At 60.2% G+C, this 24,689-nt stretch carries 22 protein-coding genes and 3 tRNA genes; 8 read left to right on the forward strand and 17 right to left on the reverse strand.

Features of this window, described 5'->3' with window-relative positions; translation table 11 throughout:
• Window positions 1–107 precede the first annotated feature (107 nt).
• The 3 genes from adhP to ACRQEG_RS02010 all read right to left on the reverse strand — a co-directional run bounded on the left by adhP (window position 108) and on the right by ACRQEG_RS02010 (window position 3,490).
• Window positions 108–1,124: an alcohol dehydrogenase AdhP gene (adhP, locus tag ACRQEG_RS02000; RefSeq protein WP_126134551.1), complete on the reverse strand. Its 1,017-nt coding sequence runs from the start codon at window positions 1,122–1,124 to the stop codon at window positions 108–110.
• A 149-nt stretch (window positions 1,125–1,273) separates the two neighbouring features.
• Entirely contained in the window at window positions 1,274–2,407 is a 1,134-nt protein-coding gene (thiL, locus tag ACRQEG_RS02005) for a thiamine-phosphate kinase (protein WP_274733787.1), read from the reverse strand.
• Window positions 2,408–3,490, reverse strand: coding sequence for a D-alanine--D-alanine ligase family protein (locus ACRQEG_RS02010; protein ID WP_274733789.1), 1,083 nt, complete (start codon window positions 3,488–3,490; stop codon window positions 2,408–2,410).
• Between the two features lie 96 nt (window positions 3,491–3,586).
• Between ACRQEG_RS02010 and ACRQEG_RS02015 the strand changes: the two genes are divergently transcribed.
• Window positions 3,587–4,228 carry an AMIN-like domain-containing (lipo)protein gene (locus tag ACRQEG_RS02015; RefSeq protein ID WP_274733791.1) on the forward strand — a complete coding sequence of 214 codons (642 nt, stop codon included), beginning with the start codon at window positions 3,587–3,589 and terminating at the stop codon, window positions 4,226–4,228.
• Between the two features lie 17 nt (window positions 4,229–4,245).
• On the opposite strand, the gene murA is transcribed toward ACRQEG_RS02015, so the two are convergent.
• The 3 genes from murA to leuC all read right to left on the reverse strand — a co-directional run bounded on the left by murA (window position 4,246) and on the right by leuC (window position 7,846).
• Entirely contained in the window at window positions 4,246–5,571 is a 1,326-nt protein-coding gene (gene murA, locus ACRQEG_RS02020) for a UDP-N-acetylglucosamine 1-carboxyvinyltransferase (RefSeq protein WP_274733793.1), read from the reverse strand.
• A gap of 110 nt (window positions 5,572–5,681) precedes the next feature.
• The gene (leuD, locus tag ACRQEG_RS02025) at window positions 5,682–6,332 is read right to left on the reverse strand and encodes a 3-isopropylmalate dehydratase small subunit (protein ID WP_274733795.1); all 651 of its coding nucleotides are present in this window, start codon (window positions 6,330–6,332) and stop codon (window positions 5,682–5,684) included.
• Window positions 6,333–6,352: 20 nt separating this feature from the next.
• Window positions 6,353–7,846 carry a 3-isopropylmalate dehydratase large subunit gene (leuC, locus tag ACRQEG_RS02030; protein ID WP_274755659.1) on the reverse strand — a complete coding sequence of 498 codons (1,494 nt, stop codon included), beginning with the start codon at window positions 7,844–7,846 and terminating at the stop codon, window positions 6,353–6,355.
• 294 nt (window positions 7,847–8,140) lie between these two features.
• On the opposite strand from leuC, the gene ACRQEG_RS02035 reads away from it, so the two are divergent.
• Window positions 8,141–8,902 carry an IclR family transcriptional regulator gene (locus ACRQEG_RS02035; RefSeq protein WP_051278627.1) on the forward strand — a complete coding sequence of 254 codons (762 nt, stop codon included), beginning with the start codon at window positions 8,141–8,143 and terminating at the stop codon, window positions 8,900–8,902.
• A 4-nt stretch (window positions 8,903–8,906) separates the two neighbouring features.
• Here the strand turns inward: ACRQEG_RS02035 and ACRQEG_RS02040 are convergent, their stop codons facing one another.
• Window positions 8,907–10,172 carry a glycosyltransferase family 4 protein gene (locus ACRQEG_RS02040; protein WP_274733801.1) on the reverse strand — a complete coding sequence of 422 codons (1,266 nt, stop codon included), beginning with the start codon at window positions 10,170–10,172 and terminating at the stop codon, window positions 8,907–8,909.
• Between the two features lie 184 nt (window positions 10,173–10,356).
• Here ACRQEG_RS02040 and def point away from each other — a divergent pair, with 184 nt between their 5' ends.
• A complete protein-coding gene (gene def, locus ACRQEG_RS02045; RefSeq protein WP_126134559.1) occupies window positions 10,357–10,914 on the forward strand; it encodes a peptide deformylase in 558 nt (185 codons plus the stop codon).
• An 86-nt stretch (window positions 10,915–11,000) separates the two neighbouring features.
• Window positions 11,001–11,900, forward strand: coding sequence for a ChbG/HpnK family deacetylase (locus ACRQEG_RS02050; RefSeq protein WP_274733804.1), 900 nt, complete (start codon window positions 11,001–11,003; stop codon window positions 11,898–11,900).
• Between the two features lie 291 nt (window positions 11,901–12,191).
• Here ACRQEG_RS02050 and ACRQEG_RS02055 read toward each other — a convergent pair whose 3' ends face one another.
• The 5 genes from ACRQEG_RS02055 to gltX all read right to left on the reverse strand — a co-directional run bounded on the left by ACRQEG_RS02055 (window position 12,192) and on the right by gltX (window position 15,609).
• Entirely contained in the window at window positions 12,192–12,425 is a 234-nt protein-coding gene (locus tag ACRQEG_RS02055) for a hypothetical protein (RefSeq protein ID WP_274733806.1), read from the reverse strand.
• 213 nt (window positions 12,426–12,638) lie between these two features.
• Window positions 12,639–12,711, reverse strand: a tRNA-Glu gene (locus ACRQEG_RS02060).
• A gap of 26 nt (window positions 12,712–12,737) precedes the next feature.
• A tRNA-Gln gene (locus tag ACRQEG_RS02065) sits at window positions 12,738–12,809 on the reverse strand.
• A gap of 176 nt (window positions 12,810–12,985) precedes the next feature.
• Window positions 12,986–14,080: a hypothetical protein gene (locus tag ACRQEG_RS02070; RefSeq protein ID WP_274733808.1), complete on the reverse strand. Its 1,095-nt coding sequence runs from the start codon at window positions 14,078–14,080 to the stop codon at window positions 12,986–12,988.
• A gap of 26 nt (window positions 14,081–14,106) precedes the next feature.
• On the reverse strand, window positions 14,107–15,609 hold the full coding sequence (gene gltX / locus ACRQEG_RS02075) for a glutamate--tRNA ligase (RefSeq protein WP_126135537.1): 1,503 nt from the start codon (window positions 15,607–15,609) through the stop codon (window positions 14,107–14,109).
• A 25-nt stretch (window positions 15,610–15,634) separates the two neighbouring features.
• Between gltX and ACRQEG_RS02080 the strand changes: the two genes are divergently transcribed.
• The 4 genes from ACRQEG_RS02080 (at window position 15,635) to aroE (ending at window position 20,545) form a co-directional block, all read left to right on the forward strand.
• Window positions 15,635–16,864: a MalY/PatB family protein gene (locus ACRQEG_RS02080; RefSeq protein ID WP_274733811.1), complete on the forward strand. Its 1,230-nt coding sequence runs from the start codon at window positions 15,635–15,637 to the stop codon at window positions 16,862–16,864.
• Window positions 16,865–16,893: 29 nt separating this feature from the next.
• Window positions 16,894–17,637, forward strand: coding sequence for a fumarylacetoacetate hydrolase family protein (locus tag ACRQEG_RS02085; RefSeq protein WP_274733813.1), 744 nt, complete (start codon window positions 16,894–16,896; stop codon window positions 17,635–17,637).
• Window positions 17,638–17,706: 69 nt separating this feature from the next.
• Complete coding sequence (locus ACRQEG_RS02090; RefSeq protein WP_435733760.1) at window positions 17,707–19,683, forward strand: AMP-dependent synthetase/ligase; 1,977 nt, start codon at window positions 17,707–17,709, stop codon at window positions 19,681–19,683.
• A 4-nt stretch (window positions 19,684–19,687) separates the two neighbouring features.
• Window positions 19,688–20,545, forward strand: a complete 858-nt coding sequence (gene aroE / locus ACRQEG_RS02095; RefSeq protein WP_274733817.1) for a shikimate dehydrogenase — start codon at window positions 19,688–19,690, stop codon at window positions 20,543–20,545.
• A 30-nt stretch (window positions 20,546–20,575) separates the two neighbouring features.
• Here the strand turns inward: aroE and nhaC are convergent, their stop codons facing one another.
• The 5 genes from nhaC to ACRQEG_RS02120 form a co-directional block, all read right to left on the reverse strand.
• Window positions 20,576–22,177, reverse strand: a complete 1,602-nt coding sequence (gene nhaC, locus ACRQEG_RS02100; protein ID WP_274733819.1) for a Na+/H+ antiporter NhaC — start codon at window positions 22,175–22,177, stop codon at window positions 20,576–20,578.
• Window positions 22,178–22,291: 114 nt separating this feature from the next.
• Window positions 22,292–23,464 (reverse strand): MalY/PatB family protein, encoded by a 1,173-nt coding sequence (locus tag ACRQEG_RS02105; RefSeq protein ID WP_274736565.1) that lies wholly within the window; start codon window positions 23,462–23,464, stop codon window positions 22,292–22,294.
• A gap of 203 nt (window positions 23,465–23,667) precedes the next feature.
• Window positions 23,668–23,749: transfer RNA gene (locus tag ACRQEG_RS02110), tRNA-Leu, on the reverse strand.
• Window positions 23,750–23,850: 101 nt separating this feature from the next.
• Complete coding sequence (locus tag ACRQEG_RS02115) at window positions 23,851–24,321, reverse strand: peroxiredoxin (protein ID WP_274733843.1); 471 nt, start codon at window positions 24,319–24,321, stop codon at window positions 23,851–23,853.
• Entirely contained in the window at window positions 24,305–24,628 is a 324-nt protein-coding gene (locus ACRQEG_RS02120; RefSeq protein ID WP_274733821.1) for a hypothetical protein, read from the reverse strand. Before ACRQEG_RS02120 ends, ACRQEG_RS02115 begins: the two co-directional genes overlap by 17 nt.
• Window positions 24,629–24,689: the final 61 nt, after the last annotated feature.

A 24,689-nucleotide genomic window follows, 5' to 3' on the forward strand; every position in this document is an offset into this window, starting at 1 on the left:
GTTCTGGCTCACTCCCGTGAGTTAGCCAGAGCCAGCACAGGAAGGCCGCACATCCATTAGCGATGTGCGGCCTTCCAGTTTAACTAGTCAGGCGACGTTGACGGATATTACTTCTTGAAATCAACAACCATGCGGCCTTCGATCTTGCCGGCCAGCATTTCGTCGATCATATCGTTGATGTCATCGAGCGGGCGGGTAGCAACAATCGGCTTGACAAGGCCCTGGGCTCCGAAGTCGAAGGCTTCAGCCAGGTCCTGGCGGGTGCCCACGAGGGAGCCCACCACCTTGATGCCATCCAGAACGGTGCGGTGAATATTCAGGTCAATGGTGCCCTTGGGAAGGCCCACGCACACCACGGTACCGGCGGCCTTCATCGCATCCACAGCCTGGCCGAAAGCAACCTGGGATACCGCGGTTACCACCGCAACATCCACGCCGCCAACTTCCTTCTGGATCCATTCCCCGGAGTTGATATCCGAGGAATTCACCACGAGGTCCGCGCCGACCTTCTTTGCCGATTCCAGCTTGTCATCGTTGATATCCACGGCAACCACGCGGGCGCGGAACACATTCTTGGCGTACTGGATAGCCAGGTTGCCCAACCCGCCGGCGCCGTACACAGCCACCCACTGCCCCGGGCGAATATTGCCATTCTTGAGAGCCTTGTAGGTGGTCACGCCCGCGCAGGTAATGGACGAAGCTTCGGCCGGATCCAACCCATCGGGAACCTTGACGGCGTAGTCAGCCACCACGATGCACTTTTCCGCCATGCCACCGTCAACGCTGTAGCCGGCGTTTTCCACGCTACGACACAGGGTTTCGTCACCGGTCACGCAGTATTCACAGTGACCGCAGCCGCGGAAGAACCAGGCCACCGAAACGCGGTCACCGACCTTCAGCGAGGTGACATCCTCACCGATTTGTTCCACAACGCCCACGCCCTCATGGCCAATAATGCGGCCGGGCACGTCACCGAAATCGCCGAGCGCCACGTGGATATCCGTATGGCACAGGCCGCAGTATTCGATATCGACGAGTGCTTCGTTGGCCTTGATGGGACGCAGTTCAACGTCCTTAATGTCAACGTAGCCGTCCGAGGGTTCTCGAACTGTCGCTGCTCGCATTTTTTCCTCCTATTTCAGCGGGAGCACCCTTGCTCCCAGTTAACGCGGTGCGGGCCTCGCACCACTTTCTATTTTTACGAGCGGCAGCATAACAATCCAGGGGAAAACGTCCCTATTTCGCGCAAAAAGAATTTTATTACGGTTCCACCCTAATTCAACGTTTGTGATGTGCGGCGAAAATGATCCCAGCCGTTCCCCCGATTCCAGGCTCGCCCGTCCACGGTGACCAGACCAGCCGGATGCGCGGCTTCCACTGTTCCAATAAGGCTAAATCCTTCCGGGAGATGCGGGATGCGCGCCCCCCAGGCTCGTTCCGGGCTCACGTCCATGGTGGCGAGAAAACCGTGGTCCTCTCCACCGCTAAGAACGCAGTCATAAGCCCACTCGAGCGGGTCCGAACGCCCCAGGTGGCGGGCCACCTCAAGAAGATCCTGAGCGTGGCGGTTCAGAGTTTCGGAATGAATATCGATATGTACCCCGGAGGCAGCGGCGATACGCTGGGCGTCACGAATCAAACCATCAGAAACGTCCATCATCGCCCCGCGCAATCCGGCGCGCACCGCGCTGAGCACCGCGGGGACAGGCGGGCGCGGGCGCAGGAAATCCTGCATGAGACGGGTTGCGGCATCCGGGAAAGCTCCCCGATCCGGTGCAAAACCGCGGTTGAGGAGTTCAAAACCGGCGGCTGCACGCCCGAGGTTCCCGCAGTGGATAAGCGGCTGCCCTGGTGCTGCCGCCGAGCGCCGCAGCGGGGTGCGTCCTTCTAGATCGCCCAGAATAGTCGCGCTGATGGCGATATGGCTCCCGCTCACGAGGTCTCCGCCGTCGACCCCACACCCGAGCGGGCCACAATATTCCGCAAGCCCGCGCGCGATATCCGCTACCCAAGCCACCGGAACATCCCCCGGCAGCTCCATGGCGACCACGAGGGAACGCGGCCGCGCCCCCATCGCAACAGCGTCAGCGATATTTTGGGCGGCGACCCGCCACCCCACATCGCGTCCGTTGAACCAATCCCGCCGAAAATGCACCCCCTCCACGAGCATATCGGTGGAGACCGTGACCCGACCGTCGCTCAGGCCGAGCACGGCACTATCATCCCCGCTAGGAACGATTGTTGTTTCTCCGCGCGGGAGTAGCGGGACAATCCGGGCGAGGAGCTCCGCTTCGCTCAGGTCACGTACCAGCGGTCCGGGCACCCGCCCGGCAGTGCCGCCGGCGAAACGGCCCCCGGTACCATCCGCACCGGCACCCGGCCCCTGAGTTTCGTGGCTGCCCACCATTTAGCGCAGCCCTACCCCGCGCGCGAGGGCGAGGTCAATAAGTTCGGAAATAAGCTCGCGGTAGCTCAGGCCGGTTTTCTCCCACAGGATCGGGTACATAGACACCGCCGTGAATCCGGGGATTGTGTTGTGTTCATTGACGTACATGGCCCCGGTGGCGGTGTAGAAGAAGTCCACGCGGGTCATGCCTTCGCATTCGAATACTTCGAAAACGCGCTGCGCCAGGCTCCGCATCTTCTCCGCGTCCGCATCCGGGAGAGCCGCGGGAATCTCCATGTGGAACCCCTCGGTTGCCACGTATTTCGTGGCGTAGTCATACCATTGCACATCCAGCACGATCTCCCCGAGCACGGAGGCCCGGGGGGCGGCTCCGCCACGCCCGCCGAGAACGGCGCATTCGATTTCACGGCCGGGGATTCCTGTTTCCACAATAACTTTGGGGTCGACGGCGCGCGCGGTGGCAATGGCGGCGTCGAGCTGCGAAAGCTCAGCCACCCGCGTGATTCCCAGCGAAGATCCCGCGCGGGCTGGTTTGACGTAAACAGGGAGCTGTAAACGTTCGGCAACTTCCGCGCGCACACCGGCCGGGTCACAGTTCCACCGCTGCGGTTCCACAAGTACATAGGGAGCAACCGGAAGACCGGCCGATTCCAGCACCAGTTTCATATAGTGCTTATCCATAGCCGCTGCGGAGGCGAAAACTCCGCAACCCACGTAGGGAATACCCATCATTTCGAAGGTGCCCTGGATGGTGCCGTCTTCACCGAAGGGACCGTGCAGGAGCGGGAAGGCGACGTCGATAGGCCCGAGGCTGCGTGAGGTGCCGGCTTCCCCGCGCACCACGAAACCGCCTCCGGGTCCAAAATCTGCCAGCACGCGTTCCCCGCGATACTTCACTTCCGCACCGGCTGCCACCTCCTCTGTGCTCATGGGAACCCAGATTCCTTCGGTGGTGATTCCGATGGGGATGACGGTGTAGCGCTCCGGGTCGATGGCTCCCAAAACAGAAGCCGCGGTCAGGCAAGAGACGGAGTGTTCTCCGGACACGCCCCCGTAGATGAGGGCGACGTGATGTGTGGCCACGAATGGACACCTTTCTACTCAGTGCTGTACCCAGGGTAGTACGCCGGGGCGCGCGGCAAGGTGACAAACCCGGGCGCGGCCTACTACAGTAAACATATGACACAGAACACAATGAAGTCGTTTCTCCTGCTCGCAGGCGCTGCCGCCCTCACGCTGGCCGGTTGCTCCGGGACCGGGAAAGGCGCCCCGGTGAGCGATACTTCCACCGCGCCCACTACCCCGAGCGCCTCAGCTTCGGCTCCGGCGGCCAGCCAGTCCCCCAGCCTTACACCCAAGGACGCGCAAGCCTCCCTCAAGGGCTTTATTGAAGGGGACTCGCAATCACCGAATTATCCCAAGCTGACCGAGAATTCCGCGGTGCCCACCGCGGTGCGGGTGGCCGGCCATGAGGGTTGGGATCGCGTGGTCGTGGAATATGACAGCGACGCCGATCTGGAATGGTTCAGTTTCTTCGGAGATGAAGCCATTCAGGATGGTTCCGGGCGCCCCCTAGATATTCCGGGCAAGCGTTTCCTCACCCTGAGCATTTCCGGGGTCACCTACCCGGAAGATCCATCTCAGGCTGCGGATCTCTCCGTTGCAAACCTCGGAGGTGCGAAAGCGGTCCAGGGTGTTCATGTGGAACACGCTTTTGAAGGCATGCACCAGGTGCATATCGGGCTGGATAAGGATCGCCCCTACCGGGTTCAGGTACTGGAGAGCCCCAAACGGGTCGTTATTGACGTTGCCAATAACTAGATTGACGTTGCCAATAACTAGGCGTCCAGCGGCGTAACATCCGCTCCCAGGGCCTGGAGTTTATCCAGGAACTTTTCGTAGCCACGGTCGATAATATCCACCCCGGATACCCGCGATTCTCCTTCGGCCGCCAGTGCGGCAATGAGGTGGGAGAATCCCCCGCGCAGATCGGGAACCACAATATCGGTGGCCCGCAGCGGGGTGGGTCCCTGGATAACAGCCGAGTGGTAGAAGTTACGCTGCCCGAAACGGCATTCGTGCCCGCCCAAGCATTCGCGATAGGTCTGGATATTGGCGCCCATATCCCGCAGCGCTTCGGTGAAGCCGAACCGGTTTTCGTAGACGGTTTCGTGGACGATGGACATGCCTTCGGCCTGGGTAAGGGCGACGACGAGCGGCTGCTGCCAGTCGGTCATGAAACCGGGGTGCACATCTGTTTCAAAAGATACGGATTGCAGGGCGCCACCCGGGTGCCAGAAGCGGATGCCCTCGTCACGCACATCGAATTTGCCGCCGACTTTACGGAAGAGGTTGAGGAAGGACGTCATCGACTGCTGTTCGGCCCCGCGTACGAAAATATCCCCGCCGGTGGCTAGCGCCGCCGCCGCCCAGGATCCCGCTTCGATGCGGTCAGGTAGCGAGGTGTGCGAATAACCAACTAGTTCATCCACGCCTTCCACGCGAATAACACGATCAGTATCCACGGAAATAATCGCGCCCATTTTCTGGAGCACCGCGATGAGATCCATAATCTCGGGTTCCACCGCGGCATTGGAGAGCTCCGTCACTCCCTCCGCCATCACGGCCGTGAGGAGAGTCTGTTCGGTAGCCCCTACCGAGGGATAGGGCAGGCGCACCGGCTTGGCCCGCAAGCCCTTGGGCGCCACCAGGTGCATTCCGGTTTCTTCCTGCACGCGCTTCGCGCCGAATTCCTCCAGGACACGCAGGTGGAAATCAACGGGCCGCGAGCCGATATGGCAGCCGCCCAGGTCCGGAATATACGCTTCGCCCAGGCGGTGCAGCAGCGGACCCGCAAAAAGAATGGGGATACGTGAGGAACCGGCCAGCGCATTCACTTCGTGCGGGTCGTGAGGCAGGTGAATATCGCCGGGGGTGATGTCCACGGTTCCGGCTTCCGGCTGGTAATTGACCGCCACACCGTGCAGGCCCAGCAGCTCCGAAACCACGGTGACGTCACGGATTTGCGGCACATTACGCAGCACGGACGTTTCTTTGGTGAGCAGGGAAGCAACCATGGATTTCGACACAAAATTCTTTGCGCCGCGCACAGTAATCTCACCGCTCAGGGGGACTCCTCCGCGAACCACAAGTTGGGACACCATACTCTCCGCCTTTCTCGCGTGTCACAGGTACCCAGCCAGCATACCGGCCCGCGGCCGGTTTCCGGAGTTATGAGGATATCCGGGTGGGGTGCGCCACCCCGCGGGTGGCCTTATACCGGCGAATCTGGATCCAGGCGCGCCGACTGTACCGGCACCTCAGGAAGGTGCCGCTGCGGCAGGGTACGCGGGGTAAAACCCGGTTGGCGGGCTTCGTATTCCTCAATGAGGGAGATATCACGCAAGGTCAGGGCAATATCATCCAGGCCTTCCATAAGGCGCCAGCGGGTGTAGGGATCAATCTCAAAGGGGTAGGTGGTATCCGCGCAGCACACTTCGCGAGCTTCTAGGTCCACGGTCAGCTCCCGGCCCGGCTTTTCTTCTAAGAGTTCCCATAGCCGGGTGGCGGCGTCGTCGCTAATTTGCCCTGCAACCAGGCCCTGTTTTCCCATATTGCCGCGGAAAATATCACCGAACCTCGGGCTGAGAACGGCACGGAAACCGTAATCGCGCAGCGCCCACACGGCGTGTTCACGCGAGGAACCGGTGCCGAAATCCCGCCCGGCCACCAGAATCGAACCGGCCGCGTACGGGATCTGGTTGAGGATAAAAGCGGGGTCTTTGCGCCGTTCGTGAAAAAGCGCGTCCTCGTACCCGCTTTTGGTGATGCGTTTGAGGTAGCGGGCAGGCAGGATTTGATCGGTATCGACCGCGCTTTCGCGCAGGGGAACGCCGATGCCGGTGTGCTGGGTGAAAATCTCCACGGGTGTGTTCTTTCTACGTTCTACGAGCGGGCGGCGCGGCTCGCGGCCGGTGCGGCATGAACCGCGGCCGATACGGTACCCGCGCCCGCAACCGGGGCGAGAGCAGCCACCGGCGTGAGGTCGGCGGGATGGGAAATATGGCCGGTGACCGCGGTAGCGGCAGCCACCAGCGGGGAAACGAGGTGGGTGCGCCCGCCCGGGCCCTGCCGACCGCGGAAATTACGATTCGACGTCGAGGCGCAGCGTTGGCCGGGCGTGAGTTGATCGGGATTCATGCCCAGGCACATGGAACAGCCCGCGTTGCGCCATTCAGCACCGAAAGCCCGGAAAATTTCATCCAGCCCTTCGGCTTCGGCTTGGAGGCGTACCCGCGCCGAAGCCGGCACGATCATGACGCGCACATCTTTGGCTTTGTGGCGCCCGCGCCACACCGCGGCCACCGAACGCAGATCTTCAATGCGCCCGTTCGTGCACGAACCGATGAAGACGGTATCCACGTGAATATCGCGCATGGGCGTGCCCGGCCGCAAATCCATATAGTCGAGGGCTTCACGCGCTGCTTGGCGCTCTTTTTCTTCCGGCAGTGTTTCCGGATGAGGAACGACGCCGGACAGCGCCACCCCCTGCCCGGGATTAGTACCCCACGTGACAATAGGCTCAATGTCGGAGGCCTCCAGAACCACTTCTGTATCGAAATGCGCATCCGGATCTGTGTAGAGCGTGGACCAGTAGGCTACCGCGGCATCCCAGGCATCCTCGCGCGGGGCGTGCGGGCGCCCGCGCACATACTCCACCGTGGTAGCATCCGGGGCAACGAGGCCGGCGCGCGCCCCGGCCTCGATAGACATATTGCAGATCGTCATGCGCGCTTCCATGGACAGAGCTCGGATTGCTTCCCCGCGATATTCAATAATGTGCCCGGCTGCTCCGTTCGTTCCGATCTTGGCGATGACGGCGAGGATGATGTCTTTCGCGGTTGTCCCTTCGCGCAGAGTGCCGTTGACGGTAATCGACATATTTTTGAAGCGCTGGAGAGGCAGGGTTTGGGTGGCGAGGACGTGCTCAACTTCCGAGGTGCCGATACCAATCCCGATGGAGCCGAAAGCGCCGTGGGTCGAGGTGTGGGAATCCCCGCACACAATCGTCATACCCGGTTGTGTCAGGCCCAGCTGGGGGCCAACGGCGTGCACAATTCCCTGATCCGCGTGCCCTAGCGAATAAATGGGGATGCCGAACTCCGCGACGTTAGCGCGCAGCGCTTCTACCTGTTTACGCGAAGTGGTATTCGCGATGGGACGATCAATATCAATGGTGGGAACGTTGTGGTCCTCCGTGGCGACGGTACGATCCGGGCAGCGCACCGGCCGCCCTTCCAGACGCAGCCCGTCAAAGGCCTGCGGGCTGGTCACTTCGTGGATGAGATGCAGGTCGATGTAAAGAAGATCGGGCGTGCCTTCCGCGCCACGCCGTACCAGATGGGCGTCCCAGATTTTATCCGCGAGCGTGCGCCCCATCCCTGCACCTCCTCTTTCCCTCCCGGGAACTTTTCCCGGGTTCTTCTTGCGGTTACTTTTTACTTTTCCAACGGTGATCGGTTGCGGTGGTCCGCGGATCACTCTACCGAGTTTCGTCCACATGGCAAGACGAAATTCTCACAATGCGGACATTGTACTAGCGCCATGCAGCAACCACGGAACTCCACAGCAATCCGCAGCGGTTTTCGCCACGTACCCCGAAGCCGCAGCACTGCGCGCGGCACCACAGTGTGGACATTTGCATCTCACTTATTGAGATGAGAAAATTTCGGTATGGTTGATTCTCCTCACGCTCAGCCTGCGCCCGCCCCGGAGGGAAGTGGTGTGGGCGTTCTCGATAAGGCTGCCGCCGTGCTCGATGCTCTCGAGGCGGGCCCGCAAACACTAGCGCAATTGGTGACCGCCACCCATTTAGCGCGGCCGACGGCGCATCGCCTGGCCGTCGCCCTGGAATATCACCGTTTCGTTTCCCGCGATAACGAAGGGCGTTTTTCTTTGGGGCCACGCCTGGGCGAGCTCTCCTCCGCCACCGGTGAAGACCGGCTCATCGCCGCGGCAAATCCGGTACTCATCGCGCTGCGCGACCATACCGGGGAATCTTCTCAGCTCTACCGGCGCCAGGGCGACCAGCGTATTTGCGTGGCGAATGCCGAACGCACCATGGGCCTGCGCGATTCCATCCCGGTGGGCGCTTCCCTCTCAATGAAAGCCGGCTCGGCAGCCCAGGTGCTGCTCGCCTGGGAGGAACCCGATCAATTACATCGTGGGTTGCAGGGTGCCTCATTTACGGCCACGAATCTTTCCGCGGTGCGTCGGCGTGGCTGGGCGCAAAGTGTGGGCGAACGCGAGGCCGGCGTGGCTTCTATTTCCGCGCCCGTGCGCGGGCCGAGCGGGCGGGTTATTGCCGCCGTATCAATTTCTGGACCGTTGGAGCGGATGGGCCGCCAGCCCGGGCGGGTGCATTCCGCAGCGGTGGTGGCCGCAGCCGGGCGCCTCACCGATGTTCTTCAAACAACCGAAGGTATTAACGAGTAGCCACCTAACGCCGCCCGCCGCTGTTCCGGATAGCCCGGTCATATTCGGCCAGCACCAGAGGAATCACCTCCTCCCAGCCGTATCCGGGCGCCACGCTTGCATTGTGGTGGGCCATGCGGGTGCGCAGCGCAGTATCTTCTACCAGGCGGGCCAGCTGCGCGATCATATCCGCATCCGTTTCTGCCAGGAGTGCTGAACGCCCATCCTCGAGGAAATCATCAGCTCCGGTGCCCGCCGGAGAAATAATGGGCAGCCCGGCTGCCCGCGCTTCCAGGGTGGCAATGCCGAATGCCTCACGGCGCGAGCTAGTGAGATAAATATCCGCGTGCCGGTAGGCATCCATGAGGCCGGCCCGATCCGTGCGACCGGGAAGATGAAGCCAACCTTCCCCGGGACCCGGATTCCCGTAGGCGCGCCCGCGCCGTTCCAATTGGGAGCGTAACGGGCCATCCCCGTAAATCGTGAGGTGGATATCCCGCCCGGTCAGCTGGCGCGCACCTGCCACACAGTCAATGAGGGCAGCGTTGCGTTTGCGCGGGGCCAGACGCCGGGCGGCCACAACCTCCACTGGTGAGCCGGGGTGATTCTTCCGGCCCGCAGCCCCGGCAGTGCCAGCTCCCCCGGCAGTGCCAGCTCCCCCGGCAGTGCCAGCTCCCCCGGCAACGCCAGCCACCCCGAGCGTATGCGAGGCCGCGGGAGTGCCCAGATGTGCGAGCCGGTAGGCGGCAACCGTGCGCCATTCCCCCAGATCTACACCGTTGGGAATAACTTTCACTTCACCACCTACTGCCCGGTGGACCTGCCCGGCCACCCACGTGGATACCGCGTTATGGACGACGCCACGCGCCGTAACCCGGCGCAGCGGGGCAAGCAGCTTTTCCACCGGATCCAATACGCAGTGCCAGGTAACGGTAGTGGGGATGCCGTCCGCCGCGGCGATGCGCATAGCCGCCCAGGCAAAAGGCGAAACAACTCCGGCTTGAATATGCACCACATCCGCCCCGCGCATAGAAGCACGCAGCTGGGCGCCGTGCCCCGGGGATACCGGGAGGTTACCGAAGAGCGCTGAAGTAATGCGCTGGACGGGAATACCCGCCACGATATCCCGATCTTCTGGGATCCCGGGAACCGGTGGGGTATCACGCGGGGTGGCGGTGATCACCAACACCCGGTGGCCGGCGGCCTGTAAGGCTAGGGCAAGATCGCGAGTTTGTGCTTCGATCCCGCCCAGGCGCGGGAGGAAGCAATCCGAGACGAGCGCGATGCGCATAAGCCCTCACTTTCTTACGGAAGATGCCCCACAGCGGAGTTCCATTGATTGAGCATCCCACCCGCGGCGGGTAGGTGCGCCGTCGTTCCTTTTCCTAGCGTCAGCTTAGCGCCCACCTCCGACAGAAAAAGCACGCGGAACGGAATGCTCTTTGCCTGGGCGCGCCCGGGCCTTAAACTAAAGCATGGCTATTCTTCCTATTTACATCACCGGCGATCCTGTTCTGCATCGGCCGGCCGAACCCATTACGGAGTTTAACGAGGAACTGGCACAGCTGGTCGAAGATATGTATGAGACCACCGTGGCGGCTCCCGGAGTCGGGCTGGCCGGGCCGCAGGTCGGTATTGGCAAGCAGATTTTCGTGTGGGTTTACGCCGATCAGGATGAGGCTCCCGAACGCGGCGTCGCGATTAATCCCACGCTGTTTATTGAACCTGTGAATCCGGATGAAGAGCCTTTCGAAGAAGGTTGCCTGTCCTTCCCGGGCGAACAGTATCCCCTGGCCCGTTCTCCGCACGCTTTGCTGCGGGCGCAAAACGAAAAGGGCGAGCATTACGAAATCGAGGCAACCGGGTGGTTCGCTCGTATTCTCCAGCACGAATATGACCACCTCACCGGGCATTTGTACGTGGATCGGCTCACGGGGCGCGAGGAAGCCGCTGCCAAACGTGCTAAGCGTGAGCACGGCTGGGGCAAGAAGGGGAACACCTGGCTGCCCGGGCGCGATAACCTCGAATACTAACGCTTCCGATCCCGCGCAGCCACCGCGCGGACTCCCATTCATTTTTTGTTCATATTTCGGTAACGTGAAATGGATATTTTGGCGACATGATTGCATCCCAGCCCAGCTCATCGGCCCGCACCGTCGCGGTGTGCGCCGATGGACTGGGGCGCAATCGTGCGCTGAACAACCTCATTATTGAGATGCTTGAACGCGGGCATGCCAGCTGCGCCACGCTCCTGGTTGCCGCTCCCGCGGCAGATCATGCGCTGCGGGCTTTGGCGGCCGTCGGCATCGATCCCGGGCGGATTTTGCTCAGTTTCGCCATTAGTTCACAGGGGCCCGGGGCGCCGTGGCGCGCCGTCGCCGCACATGCCTCAAGTTTGACGGACCGCGCCGGCCGCTACCTATCCGCGGAAAAAAACGCCGCTCCCCCGCCACTCGTGCACGAAGATATCCTCGCGGAATTAGCGGCGCAATTCTCCTGGATGGAGGATCGCGGGTATCGCCCCGCGGGGATTGCGGGGCCGCGTTACGGTTACGATTTTCGCGGACGCGGCCTGGTTATTGATTGTGCCTTGGAGTTTTGCGCGCGCGTTGGCGTGCCGCTGCGTTACGCGCGTCGGGGCGATCCACTCCTTGCCGCCTCGCGTTACCTGGCGGATCGTGCTGCGGGTGCCGGGGAGGGCTCCGGGTGGCACGCGAACTCCGGTACCGATGCGGAAGTCGCGGCTGCGCACGCCCGGCGCGTGGAACGTGCTGATGCTCTTGGGGTGCTACTTCCGGACGACGTCGTCTTCTTCCCGCCGGAGTTCCCCGCGGATAGTTACGGGGACTTGCGCCACGCGTACCTTAGCGCGTTGGAGGAATGTGCCGGCCCGGCAATCCAGGTGGTCTTTACTCCGGCCCGCGAGGATAGTGGGGCGGGGCGCGGGGAATGGGAAACCCGGCTCATGCGCGATCCGTCATTCTTGCGGGCGGTAGCAAGGGTGCGGTGCGCTGCATAATGCCCTTGCCGCCTACGGCCCCATCGAATCATGGGTTCGCTTCTTTTCGAGTGCAGTCGCAATATAAAACTAGACTGCCCCACCGTTAAAAACTGCTCAAGGTGAGAGAGAAAGAGACTGTAGTCGAGTTCCAGATACAGGCGCATATGATCCAACTGGATACCAACAGTCCCTTGTATGCGCTGAGTCGACTGCCGATAGCCCTTTGCTTCGTCCGTTACGAAGGTGAAGTTATCATCAAATAGCAGTGCGACTCCGATGATATCGCCGGCGAATTGCTGCACCTTTTCACTAAGAACGTCCGACCGCTGCAAGTTCTTTTTCCTTCAGCTCTTCTTCGCGGTAAAACTCCACAAAGCCTTCGAGCGCTTCAAACTCTGGACGTAGTGCAGCCTCTTTGTCGTTCATCCAGTAGTTTTCCGCTCTTTCGTTATAGTCCTCGCGGGTGGTGCGTAGTTCGTCCAAAATCTCGTTCTGACGAGCGAGCACTTGGTCGAGACTTGTATAGCTTCCTCGGATAATCATGTGGTGACACCTCCATCCGTATGACCCCAGCCTAATCGAAACATTGCGCTGTGCAAATAGGGAGTTAATGGAAAAATGATGTCTCCAACCCGCGCTTTCCCCCCTGGAATGACAACAAAAATACCGTTCATTTCGGTTGCTGAAAACGTCATTCGCATCGTCGCGGCGAGACGACTCAAGGCGGGAAAACCGAAGCTTTCCCGCCTTGTGCTGTACCCCGTACCGGATTTGAACCGGTGTTACCGCCGTGAGAGGGCGACGTCCTAGGCCGCTAGACGAACGGGGCCTATGAGGATGCTAGAAGCATCATCGCTGGGGTACCAGGACTCGAACCTAGAATGGATGAACCAGAATCACCTGTGTTGCCAATTACACCATACCCCAAGGGTGTGGACCTCAGAATCATTACGCTCCCGAGGACGACAAATAAAAAGCTTAGTGGAATCTCCTCGAGCTGGCAAATCCGCTGAACGTGTGACGCACCACGTTCTCAACCGGCCTCGGTTCACGCAGCACACCCGCTCTAACTGCACCCGCATAAGCGAGGCCGAAACCTGCAGCTACCATTCACGCACGCGCCCCTGCCGCCCAGCTTCCTCCCGCAAAACTTCCGGTACCCGCAGCCAGATGCGGGAACCCGGCGTGCAACCGGTCAGCATTGTGTAGCCATCGCACGCGGGCAGGGGAGAAAACATGGTGCGCACGGCCCCGGCGATGGTGATGTCAACGGCGTCGTAATCGCGGCGCGCCCGCGCCCAATTGACCGTGTAGGTATCCAGACCACCGAGAGTATCCGGACTCCATGTCCGATCCAGAGGAATCCGGAGCGGATAGCGCTCTACCAAGTTCACCCAGTCAGCCGCGGTAACAATCCGATAGATCCGCGAAGGATCCGGCTCGGCCGTATCCGGAACCGCGGTACGGGCCAGGCTGGAATGGGGGTAGTCGCCGGCGTCGTCGCCGAAAAATGACCAGGTGCTGGAGAGCTCACCGAGGGGGTGACCGGCGAAGAAATCGCCTACGTCGAAGCTGAGGTAGCTGAAGGCGAGGTAGTCCTCCGGGCACGCCGGACTATCTGACGGGCCCAGGATCTCGATGATCTGCGAACTTATCTCCCAGTCAAGCGGAGCACGGCTGCGGCGCGAACGGTGACTGCGGCGCCTGCTCGGCAATGCGACCTCGTGGAAGAGTAACTGCGCAGGCCGGAAACCCACCTCCCATTCGGGCGGGATGCGCCCTTCGAGTACGCAATCCCGCGCAGCGGCTTCCTCCGTGCTCAACGCCCAATCCGCGGCAAGAACACGCTCAATATCCGCGTTAAAAGCAAAATGGATAGAGAACTCGCCCAGCGCCAGGTTAGCTCGCTGGAAACGGCCCAACTCAGCCAGCGGCCAGGACGGTTGGGGAATTTCAGCACCGAATAGCCCCACCCGCGGAACGCTCTCCACGCTGCCATCATCCATGGTGAGGGGCTCGAAGAATACCCGGTCACACGCCCCCTCACCCACGCGCGCGCCCAGGGCTTCACCCGCACCCGCGTAGTCACGTGCGCCTGCACCTACCCGCTCCCAGGCCCTTCCCCAGGCACGCAGGTAGGTTCCCGGCGCGGGAAAAGACGCGGCGGGCCGCGGCAGCGGCGTCGTACATACCACCATCGCGGCCCTCCACGTTCGTATCTGAACTACCCGGAAATTTTCTCTAGGAGTTGGTCAATTCGGAGCACCGCTTCCTCACGCCCGAGGATCGCGATGGAGTCAATAACAGGAATGGACACATTCGTACCCGTCATCGCCACGAAAAGCGGGCCGAAGGCGAAACGCGGTTTGATACCGAGCCCCTCCACCAGCGCCGCATCAAGAGCGGGCTTGATAGCTTCCGGCGTGAAATCATCCAGGCCGCTCAACGCTTCGCGAGCTCCCCGCAATGCCTCGGGCGCCGAATCGCGCAGCTTGGATAGCGCTTTTTCGTTGTATTCAAGCCCCGCGGCGTCAACGAACAGGAAGCCGAGCAGATCCCGGGCCTCTCCCAGCAGCTGCATGCGGGTCTGCGCCAGCGGCGCCGCCGCATCAAGAATCTCCCGTTCGCGATCCGTGAGCTCCTCATAGGTGGAAGCACTGAGTACATCGCTGAGGTAGGGAACCAGGCGCCGGGTGTAATCCGCCACCTCAAGGAGGCGGATATGGTCCGCATTAATGGCCACGCACTTCTTATCATCAAAACGTGCCGGATTCGGGTTGACGTTGTGGATATCGAAATGCTCCACAAGTTCTTCTTTGCTGAACACATCGCGCTCAGCGGAGAATGACCACCCGAGCAGGGCCAGGTAGTTGAGCAGGCCCTCCGGGATCATGCCGCGTTCGCGGTGGAGAAGCAGATTCGATTCCGGATCACGCTTGGAGAGCTTCTTATTCCCCTCCCCCATCACATAAGGCATATGCCCGAAACGCGGAGTCCACTTCGCGATTCCCAGTTCTTCGAGGGCGCGATAGAGCACGATCTGGCGCGGCGTAGAAGAAAGCAGATCTTCCCCGCGCAGCACGTCCGTCACTTCCGTGAGGGCATCATCGATGGGGTTCGTGAGGGTGTACAGCGGATCCCCGTTGGCGCGCACAATCACGTAATCCGGGGTGGAGCCGGCCCGGAAAGTGATATCCCCGCGGATAACATCCGTGAACGTAATATCCTCATCGGGCATGCGCATACGCAGCACCGGTTCGCGCCCTTCGGCCCGGTAGGCCGCCTTCTGTTCTTCGGTGAGGTTGCGGTCATAGCCGTCGTACCCGAGCTTGGGATCCTCCCCGCGTTCCCGGTGGCGCGCCTCGATTTCCTCCGGGGTGGAGAAAGATTCGTAGGCGTAACCGCGCTCCAGCAGCTGCGCCGCGACCTTGCGGTAGATATCACCGCGCTGGGACTGCCGGTAGGGACCGTGCGGGCCGCCCACCTCTACACCTTCATCCCAGTCCAGCCCGAGCCAGCGCAGGGAATCAAGAATCTGGTGATACGACTCTTCAGAATCACGGGCTGCATCGGTATCTTCAATACGGAAAATGAAAGTTCCACCTACGTGCCGGGCGTAGGCCCAGTTAAAGAGGCAGGTGCGTACCATACCGACATGCGGGGTGCCGGTGGGTGAGGGACAGAAACGAACTCGGATCTCGCGTCCGGTAGCAGTTGTGATAGCCATGATGGGTTAAGGATACGCTACGGATATGACATATGATTTCGACACTCGCACCGTCTCTGATCTCATCGCGCAGGGCTCGCATAAATGGTCCGCGTTCGGGGATGCTATCGCCATGTGGGTGGCCGAAATGGATCTGGGAATCGCACCGGAAATCCGCGATTACCTGGTGAATGCAGCGCAGCGCGGCGCCCTCGGCTACCTCCCACCCCGCGAAATTCCGGGGATTATGAACGCGGTTTCCGACTGGCTCGGCCAATTCGGCCCAGCGCCCGATCCCGAGCGCATGTTCCTTATTCCCGAGGTTCTTAGCGCCTTGCGGATCACAATCACGCAGTTCACAGCCCCGGATGCCCCGGTTATCGTCCCCACTCCGGCCTATATGCCGTTCCTCACACTTCCGGGAGAGTACGGGCGCGAGGTGCGCCAAGTTCCCTCGATTTTCCGCGCGGGCCGCTGGGAACTGGACCTGGAGGCATTAGAGGCAGCTCTCACCCCCGGTTCTCTGCTTATTTTGTGTAACCCGTGGAATCCGGCGGGCCGCTGTTTGAGTGGCGCGGAGCTTGACGCGCTTGCTGCCGTGGTGGAACGGCGTGGCGCGCGCGTTTTTGAGGATTGTATTCACGCCCCGGTGCTTATCGACGGCACCTACGTTCCCTACGGCCCGCGCAGCGCGGCCACCCGCGCGCATACCATCACCGCGACCAGCGCAACGAAGGGCTGGAATATCCCCGGGCTCAAGGCCGCGCAGCTCATTTTTTATAACGACGACGACGCAGCCCGCTACGCGCCCCATGCCAATGCGTGGAGCTCTCCGACTTCCACGCTGGGAGCTCGCGCCACCAAAATCGCTTTCGAGGAAGGCCGGGATTGGAATCGGGCGGTGTGCTCCTATATCGGTGAAACACTGCGGGTCGTAGAAGAGCGGGTGCAGACCTGGCCCGGGGTGCGCATGGCGCACGTGGAAGGCACCTATATTGCTTTCCTTGATTTTTCCGAGGCGGAATTTGTGCGCGCGGAGAAGGAACGTGCCCGCCGGGAGGGACGCGAGCCGAAGGGCGCCGTCGCCGCAATTCTGGAACAGGCGCAGGTGGCGCTCACGCCCGGCCGGGCATCGGGCGCCGGTTTTGAGCAGTGGGCGCGCATGGTGCTGGCCACCCCGCGCGCTATCGCCCTGGAGGCCCTGGATCGGATCGAGGGCCTGCTGGAGTCCAGTTGTTCGCAAAGCTCAACGCGCCTTCGGGGCGCCGGTCGCTAAAGTCTAGGTGAAATACTAAGGTTAATGATATGAAAATAGCACGCTTGAGTTTAAGCCAGGGCCCGCGCTACGCGGTCTACGACGAAGGCGCCGATGACTTCGTTATCCTCGCCGATGACCCGATTTTCGGGGACATTCAACCTACCGGGGAGCGGGTGGCCGCCGCCGACGCCGTGCTCCTCTCCCCCATGATTCCGCGCTCGAAGGCCATTGGTTTTGGCAATGCAACCGCGCCGGGTACCACCACTGCTGACCTCTTCTTCTTTATGAAGCCCAATACGGCAGTGTGCGGGCCTGATGATCCGATTATTATTCCGGACTGGGCCAGCGAAGGCCTCGCCCACGAAGTGGAGCTCGGGATTATTATCGGGCGCGTTGCCAAGGATGTTCCCGAAGAACGCGCGCTGGACGCCGTTTTTGGTTACACCATTATTAATGATGTGACCGCCCGCGGGGATGTGAACGGCGCCCAGAAGATGTTTGATACCGCGCTCCCGGTGGGCCCCTATATCCTCACCGATATTGACGTGAGCGATCTTGCGATGACCTCGCGGGTCAACGGGGAAACCTACACCCGGGCGCGGACCTCGGATTACCCGCTCTCCGTGGCCCAATCGGTGGCGGCGGCCTCGCGGCGCTGCACCCTACTACCCGGCGATATTATTCTGCCCGGTGCCTTTAACGGTGAGCCCCCGCTGAAAGCGGGCGACGTCGTCGAATGTGAAATCGAAGGTTTCGGGGTGCTGCGCAACCCGGTCCTCGCGGCAAACTAAAGCTCAGGCGGGCGTCAATTACACAACCGAGGCCCGTCCGCGCCGCGGGCGGCCTGTGCAGGAGGATAGATGAAGAAGCATCGCGATGGTTCCCTATCGCAAAAAGCTCCTTTCAAGAACGAGTCGTATCACACGGTTCCGTGGCTGCTCGCGCAGCGGCAACGCAAGCATCCGCGCGATATCGCGGTGCATATCCAGAACTCCATCGGTGGGAACTGGAAACCGTTGACGATTACGGAATTCCTCGAGCAGGTGCGCCTCACAGCGCGCGGGCTGGTCGGCCTGGGTCTCGGGCACGGCGAACGCATCGGTATCCTCGCGGCAACCTCCTACGAATGGGCACTGCTGGACGCGGCCGCTTTGCATATCGGGGTGGTGCCGGTTCCGATTTATGAAACGAGTTCGGCCAAGCAGATCGCGTGGATGGTTGCGGATGCGGAGATCACCCATATCTTTACCGATACCCGCGCCCACGCGGAATTGGTGGATTCGGTAACGCCGCCCGCGATTCCGCCCGCGACCGTCATGACGGAGGATTGGCGCGCCGCGCTGAACGCCGCGGCTCTCGAGGTTCCCGAAGAAGATCTCGAGGCCCGCATCGCGGCGGTCACCGCCGATTCCCTCGCAACCATTATTTACACGTCGGGCACCACCGGGGATCCCGAGGGCGTGGAACTCACCCACGGGAATTTCGCGCGTACCGTGCTGGGAACCTGGCATTACGAACCGGAAATCCTCAATAATCCGCAGGCATCGCTCATCCTCTTCCTCCCCATGGCTCATGTGATGGGGCGGATTTGTGCCTACTTTGGCCTGGCCACCCGTATTTCGGTAGGTTTCGTCGGCAATCTCAAGAACCTCATGAGCGACCTGGAAACTTTCAAACCCACCCTGCTGCTCGTAGTTCCGCGGGTACTGGAAAAGGTTTATAACGCGGCCGAGGCGAAGGCCGGGGCGGGTGTGCGGCGCCGAATTTTCCGCTGGGCGGCGGATATCGCGGTGCAGAACGGGACGCGGCGCCGGCGCAGCCCGATTTTCGCGGTGAAGCGCGCACTGGCACGCAAGCTAGTTTTCAATAAATTACGCGAGGCGATGGGCGGACGAATTCGCTTCGCAATTTCCGCCGGGGCGCCGCTGGGTACCCGCCTGGGGCGCTTCTATCGCGGCATCGGCTTAACGGTGGTGGAAGGCTACGGCCTCACGGAAACCACCGGTCCGGCAAATGCCACGCGCGCGGCGAATCCCGTGCTGGGCACCGTTGGGTGGCCGCTGCCGGGCATGCGCATTAAACTTGCCGACGACGGCGAAGTCTTGGTCAAGGGCCACTCTGTTTTCCGCGGTTACCATAACAATCCCGAAGCTACCGCGGTCGCATTTGCGGACGGTTGGTTCCACACCGGGGATCTCGGGACGCTCGATAAGCGCGGCAACCTCACCATTACCGGCCGAAAGAAGCACCTGATCGTCACGGCCGGAGGTAAGAATGTGGCACCGGCGGTGCTGGAGGACAAGCTGAGTTCCCACCCTCTCATCTCCAATGTGGTGGTTCTGGGTGATGGCGAACCCTTTATTTCCGCGCTGATTACCCTTGACGCACAGATGCTCCCCTCCTGGCTTTCTTCACACGGCTTGCCGAAGATGACTCCGGCCGAAGCTATGAATTCCGAGGCAGTTCAGGCTTCGCTTCAGCGGGCGATTGACCGCACCAATGCCCAGGTATCGCGAGCGGAGTCCATCCGTAAATTCGTGATTGTGCCCGGTGACTTTAGCGAGGCGAATGGTTTGCTCACGCCCTCGCTTAAGGTGCGCCGTGAAGTGGTACTCGAGAGGTACCGCGATGTGGTGGACGGTATTTACGGGGCCAATCACTCCGAATCCACGAAGAAATCTGAGGAGAAGGAACGCCGGCGGGCGGCCCGGAAAGAACGGCGCGCGCAGCGCCGACTGGGGCGGCTGCGGCGGCGCGGTGCAGCCGGGCAGCAGGGTGAGCGATCCGGCCGGCAGGATGGCCAGCAGCTTGGCGAGCCGGGCAGCGCCGAGAAGTAACGCGATGGAGATTAACGGGCGCACGGTCAGTTATGCCGTTATCGGGCATCCGGTAGGGCATTCCCGCTCCCCCGCGATGCATAACGCATCCTTTGCTCACCTAGGTGTGAACGCCGTTTACCTCGCGTATGACATCGCTCCGGATTCGGGCGCTCGGGCAGTTAGTGCTTTACGCGATCTTGGTTTTGGCGGTTTTAACGTGACAATGCCGCATAAAACTGCCGTGTATGAGACCGTTGATGAGCTTTCCGACGATGCCCGACTCATGGAGTCCGTAAACACCGTTCACATACATGCGAATGGACGCACGGTCGGTCATAACACCGATGGACGCGGGGCTCTTGCCGCGGTACGGGCGGCCGGCTACGCCCCTGGTGAAGCGGTGGTGGTGCTGGGTGCCGGCGGAGCTTCGCGCGCGATCTACACGCGGGCCGCCCTCGAAAGGGTCTCCCGTATCCGGGTATTTTCCCGGCGCGGCCAGAATTTCGAGCGTGCGCGCGATATCCTCGCGCGCTTACGTGGTGAAACCGGAGTGGATGCTCAGCTTTGTGACCTTGCCGATGAGGGTACACTTCGCCGCGAGGTGGATGCTGCTTCTCTTCTGGTCAATGCCACGAGTGTGGGGATGAGTGCCCATCCGGGTGCTCTCATTCCAGAAACGTGGCTACGCCCCGATCATATTGTTTTCGATGCGGTGTACGAACCTTTGGAAACTGAGCTTCTGCAGCGGGCCCGCCGCGTTGGCGCAGGGTGTGTATCCGGCCTGGATATGCTTCTGTGGCAAGGTGTTTTCGCGGAAGAAATCTGGCTGGGCCGCACCGACATTCCCGTGGAGGTCATGCGGGCGGCCCTGAGCCAGTAGATTATTATTCAGGTATTCTTTTCCTTCCCGCTACTTTTCTACGCTATTGGCGCCGGTGCCACCAGCAGGTTCAACCAGAGCAGCTTCAGGATCTGCTGCGCTCGGGCCGGGAGTGCCGTCGCCATAGCGAATAATATGGCTTTCGTTCATATCGTCCTCTTCGAGCATGCGTAGCTGTTCTTCACGACTCAGCATCTGAATACCCCAACCGGTTGCGGCCAGAATCAGTGCCACGATCATGCCTGACCAGTTAACAATCGCCCACGGGACATATTGCAAGGTTTCCACTCCGAGGGTTGCCGCCATATATGCACCGGCAGCAGTCCACGGGAATAGGGTTTCGGTCACGGTTACGGAATCTTCGAGCGTACGTCCCAATGTCATGGGGTGATAGCCGCGGCGTACGTATGCCGGGCGCAGTACTTCACCGGGCATAATGACGGAGATCTGGCCGTTGCATGTGACGGAAATGGTTCCTAGTCCCACGCCTATGGTGCTGGCGACCAAGCCGAAGCGCGACTTAACACGGTGAAGTAGCTTTTCAATGAGGTAATCGAGCGAATGCGACACCCCCATGATTCCTGCGAAGGCTAAGGCACAGAAGCAGATCGCCAAGGTTCCTAGCATGGAATTCATTCCGCCGCGTTCCAGCAATGTCACCATGTCATCGCTCGGAGTCAAACTGGCCCACTCGGGCCGCTGTATCATATCGAGATTGAACCCCTTAACTAGAGCGGTGAAGGCATCTGCAATCGTCGACTTTTGGAAAACAAAGGTGTTGAAAAGCCCGAGGGCAACGCCTGCCATCATGACCGGAATGGTCGGGAAACGCAGTGCCGCACCAACGAGAACAACAATAGGTGGCACCAGGAGCCACGGCGTGAGGTGGAATCCGGCCGCTAATTGGTCGAGGGTTTCCTGCACTGCGGAAGTGTCGACTCCAGCAGCGGTTCCCTTAAGCCCTACGATCGCGAAAACAATAACGCCGATAATGAGCGCACTTCCGGTGGTCCATGTCAGATTCTTAATATGCGTGAAGAGCGGTACGCGGGTAATCATCGCGGCGATATTTGTTGAATCTGAGAGCGGAGAGAATTTATCGCCAAAGTAGGCGCCGGATACAACGGCTCCTGCGATCATTGGTAGATCAGCACCCAATCCGATGGCGATACCCATAAAGGCGACGCCGATGGTACCTGCGGATCCCCACGAAGTTCCGGTGCACAGTGATACGACGGCGGTGCCGAGCAAAGCAACCAATGCCAACCACCGCGGGTCAATAATGGCTAGGCCCCAGTACACAAGGTACGGGATCGTCCCTGAAATCATCCACGCACCGATGAGTAGCCCAACGGTGAGAAGTATAAGGAGTGCAGGCCAGGCTTTCGCTGTCTTTTCGGCTACGGATTCGATCATCTCATCCCAGCTGTACCCCAAATATTTAGCAACGCAGGCGGCGACGGCTGCCGCCGCAATAATCATAGGTTCAACAGGCAAATCAAAGCCGATGTATCCCCCGCCGATGAACAATGCCAGGGAAATCACCGGCAAAAGCGCCAGGAAGACCGTTGGCTTCTTTTTCTTCCTATGTATCTCGGCCTCGGTGCCGCGATTGTTTTCCGAAGTCATCATTGATCCTTTCGCTGTGTCGATGACGACAATTCCTCGGTGAAATATGCGGCTAGTACCCTGTGGAGAACAGGGAGCTGCCACAGCTTAGGTCAAAAGCGCTGACTGCGCGGAGATTTATCTCAGTTTCTGTACTGTTGCTTCGCAGCGTTGCAGTGCAGTGTCAAGAAGTGATTGAGGAGCGGCGAGATTAAAACGAAGGTATTCGTGCCATTCCGGTCCAAATCCCTTGCCATATGAAGGATGCACTCCAGCTCCGGCGCATACCTCTGCGGCGGTAGCCGCACCCAGTCTCCTGGTATCGCACCAGAACAAATATGTCGCATCCGGAATGACAGCCTTTTCGCGCGCAAATAGGGCTCCGAAGCGCGGAACAAAAGCTTCCATATTGTTATCTATATAGGCGAGCGTGGTATTGAGCCATTCCTCGCATTGTGTCCAGGCTGCAATAGCGGCGGGAATGGCGAAATAATTGGGATTATGGAACCCCGCGGCGCGCAAGCCCTCTCGAATTCTGGCACGCAGTCGATGATCCGGAACTATTAACGCTGAAGCCTCTAGACCGGCCATATTGAAACTCTTTGAGGGAGAAAGCGCTGTGATGAGCCGGGTTCGCAATTTCGCATCCGCGTAGCGCGCTAACGGCAACCACCTCCGCCCAGCTCGCAGAATATCGCAGTGGATATCATCGGATAACACCAGACATGAACTCTTTGCTAATAATTCCGAAAGCCGTTCCAGTTCCTCTTGGGTGAAGGCCCGCCCGGTCGGATTATGGGGATTAGTAAGAATGAAAAGATCCGCGTCTGGCAATATTGTTGCGAGCTCGTCAAAGGGGATATGCCAGGTTCCCTCCGTGTAGAACATGGACGGCTCAGTAACCTGACAACCGCAGCGGCGAACCACTTCCATGATGGGGTCATAAGCCGGCGAGAGCGTGATGACCTTCGCTCCCGCCGGCAGCATATGGGCGCAGATCATCGCTGTAGCTTCCACAATTCGTGGAACAAAAACGACGGATTCTTCGCCAAACTCGGTACCGTGACGACGCGCAAACCATGACGTACACGCGCTCGCAAAATCCGGAAAAACCTCGGTGTAACTGTAGATTCCCCGAGCTGCTGCTTTCTCAATAGCTACACGGATTGCAGGAGCACACGCAAATTCCATTTCGGCAACTGAAAGCGAAATGTGTTCCGGGGGCAAGGTCTCCCATTTAGCGGACCAGGTACCACGCCGATTGATTACACGATGGAGATCTTCGAAGTCACCTCTAGTTATGCGCATCATTGCAGCCTCCTCACTACAAAGGGAGATGAACTTCTTTGAACACTCACCCTTTGTTTTGTTTCAAAACATACTCGCGAAATAGTAGTTTTGTCAACGTGAGAGTTTTATTATCACAACCCGGCGTGAGGTGTCATCGAAAGATTCCGGCTACACATATCAATTCAAGAGCACAAATGAAAATTGAGGTGATTTCATGACAAGAGTGCGCACGGAGGGACTCGAACCCTCACGCCCGAAGGCACTGGAACCTAAATCCAGCGCGTCTACCAATTCCGCCACGCGCGCGTACCGGTCTATCCTAGCGGATTTCCCGGGGTAGGAAAATTCAGAAGCTGCCCGAAGAAAAGAAAACTACCGGCAGCATCCCGATTCCTTACTTATCCCGATTATTCATCGATACCGAGATCGCGGCGCAGCCGAGCCACATGCCCGGTAGCTTTCACATTATAGAAAGCTGCCGCGACGGTGCCATCCGGATTCACCACGATGGTGGAGCGACGCATCCCTATCACCGTTTTACCCCAGTTTTGCTTTTCTCCCCAGGCACCCCATTCGCTTGCCACCGCGTGATCTGGATCGGAGGCGAGCACAAAGTTGAGCCCCTGCTTCTCCCGGAACGTTTCCAGCGACGTGAGCGAATCGGGGGAAACTCCCACCACGGCATATCCAGCCGAGCGCAGCGAATTGAGGTTATCCCGGAAATCGCAGGCTTCGGTAGTACACCCCGGGGTATTTGCTTTCGGGTAGAAGTACACGATGACGCCGCGGGCGCCGTCGTTCAGATGCTCGGATAGCCGGAAGGTTCCCGCCGTGCTCTCCAGGGTGAAATCCGGGGCACGATCACCAGAATTTAACATCATTTTCCTTCACAATAAGCACAGCCCACGCGATCAGCATTGCGATACCAATGCCCAGGGGCCACAACCCCAGGGGCGTGGGCGCAAACCACAGCATGAAAACAGCGCCGGCCCCGAATATCCACGGGCGTTCGCTACGGTACCCGAACCCGCAGGCCGCAGCACCCACCGTACCGAGCGCAAGAATCACTCCGTACTGCGGAAGGAGATTCCCGCTGATTGCGATATACCAACCCACAACGAGGGTTGCCACGCCCAGCACAAGAATGGCGAGGGCAAGGTAGTTGAGGTATCGAGCTTGGCGCATGCCACTCAGTCTAACCCCCTAGCTGGCGCATCACACGCCGCGCCCCGGCCCACGCTGGCCC

This window comes from Actinotignum stranguriae, assembly GCF_051265215.1.
Lineage (GTDB): Bacteria > Actinomycetota > Actinomycetes > Actinomycetales > Actinomycetaceae > Actinotignum > Actinotignum schaalii_C.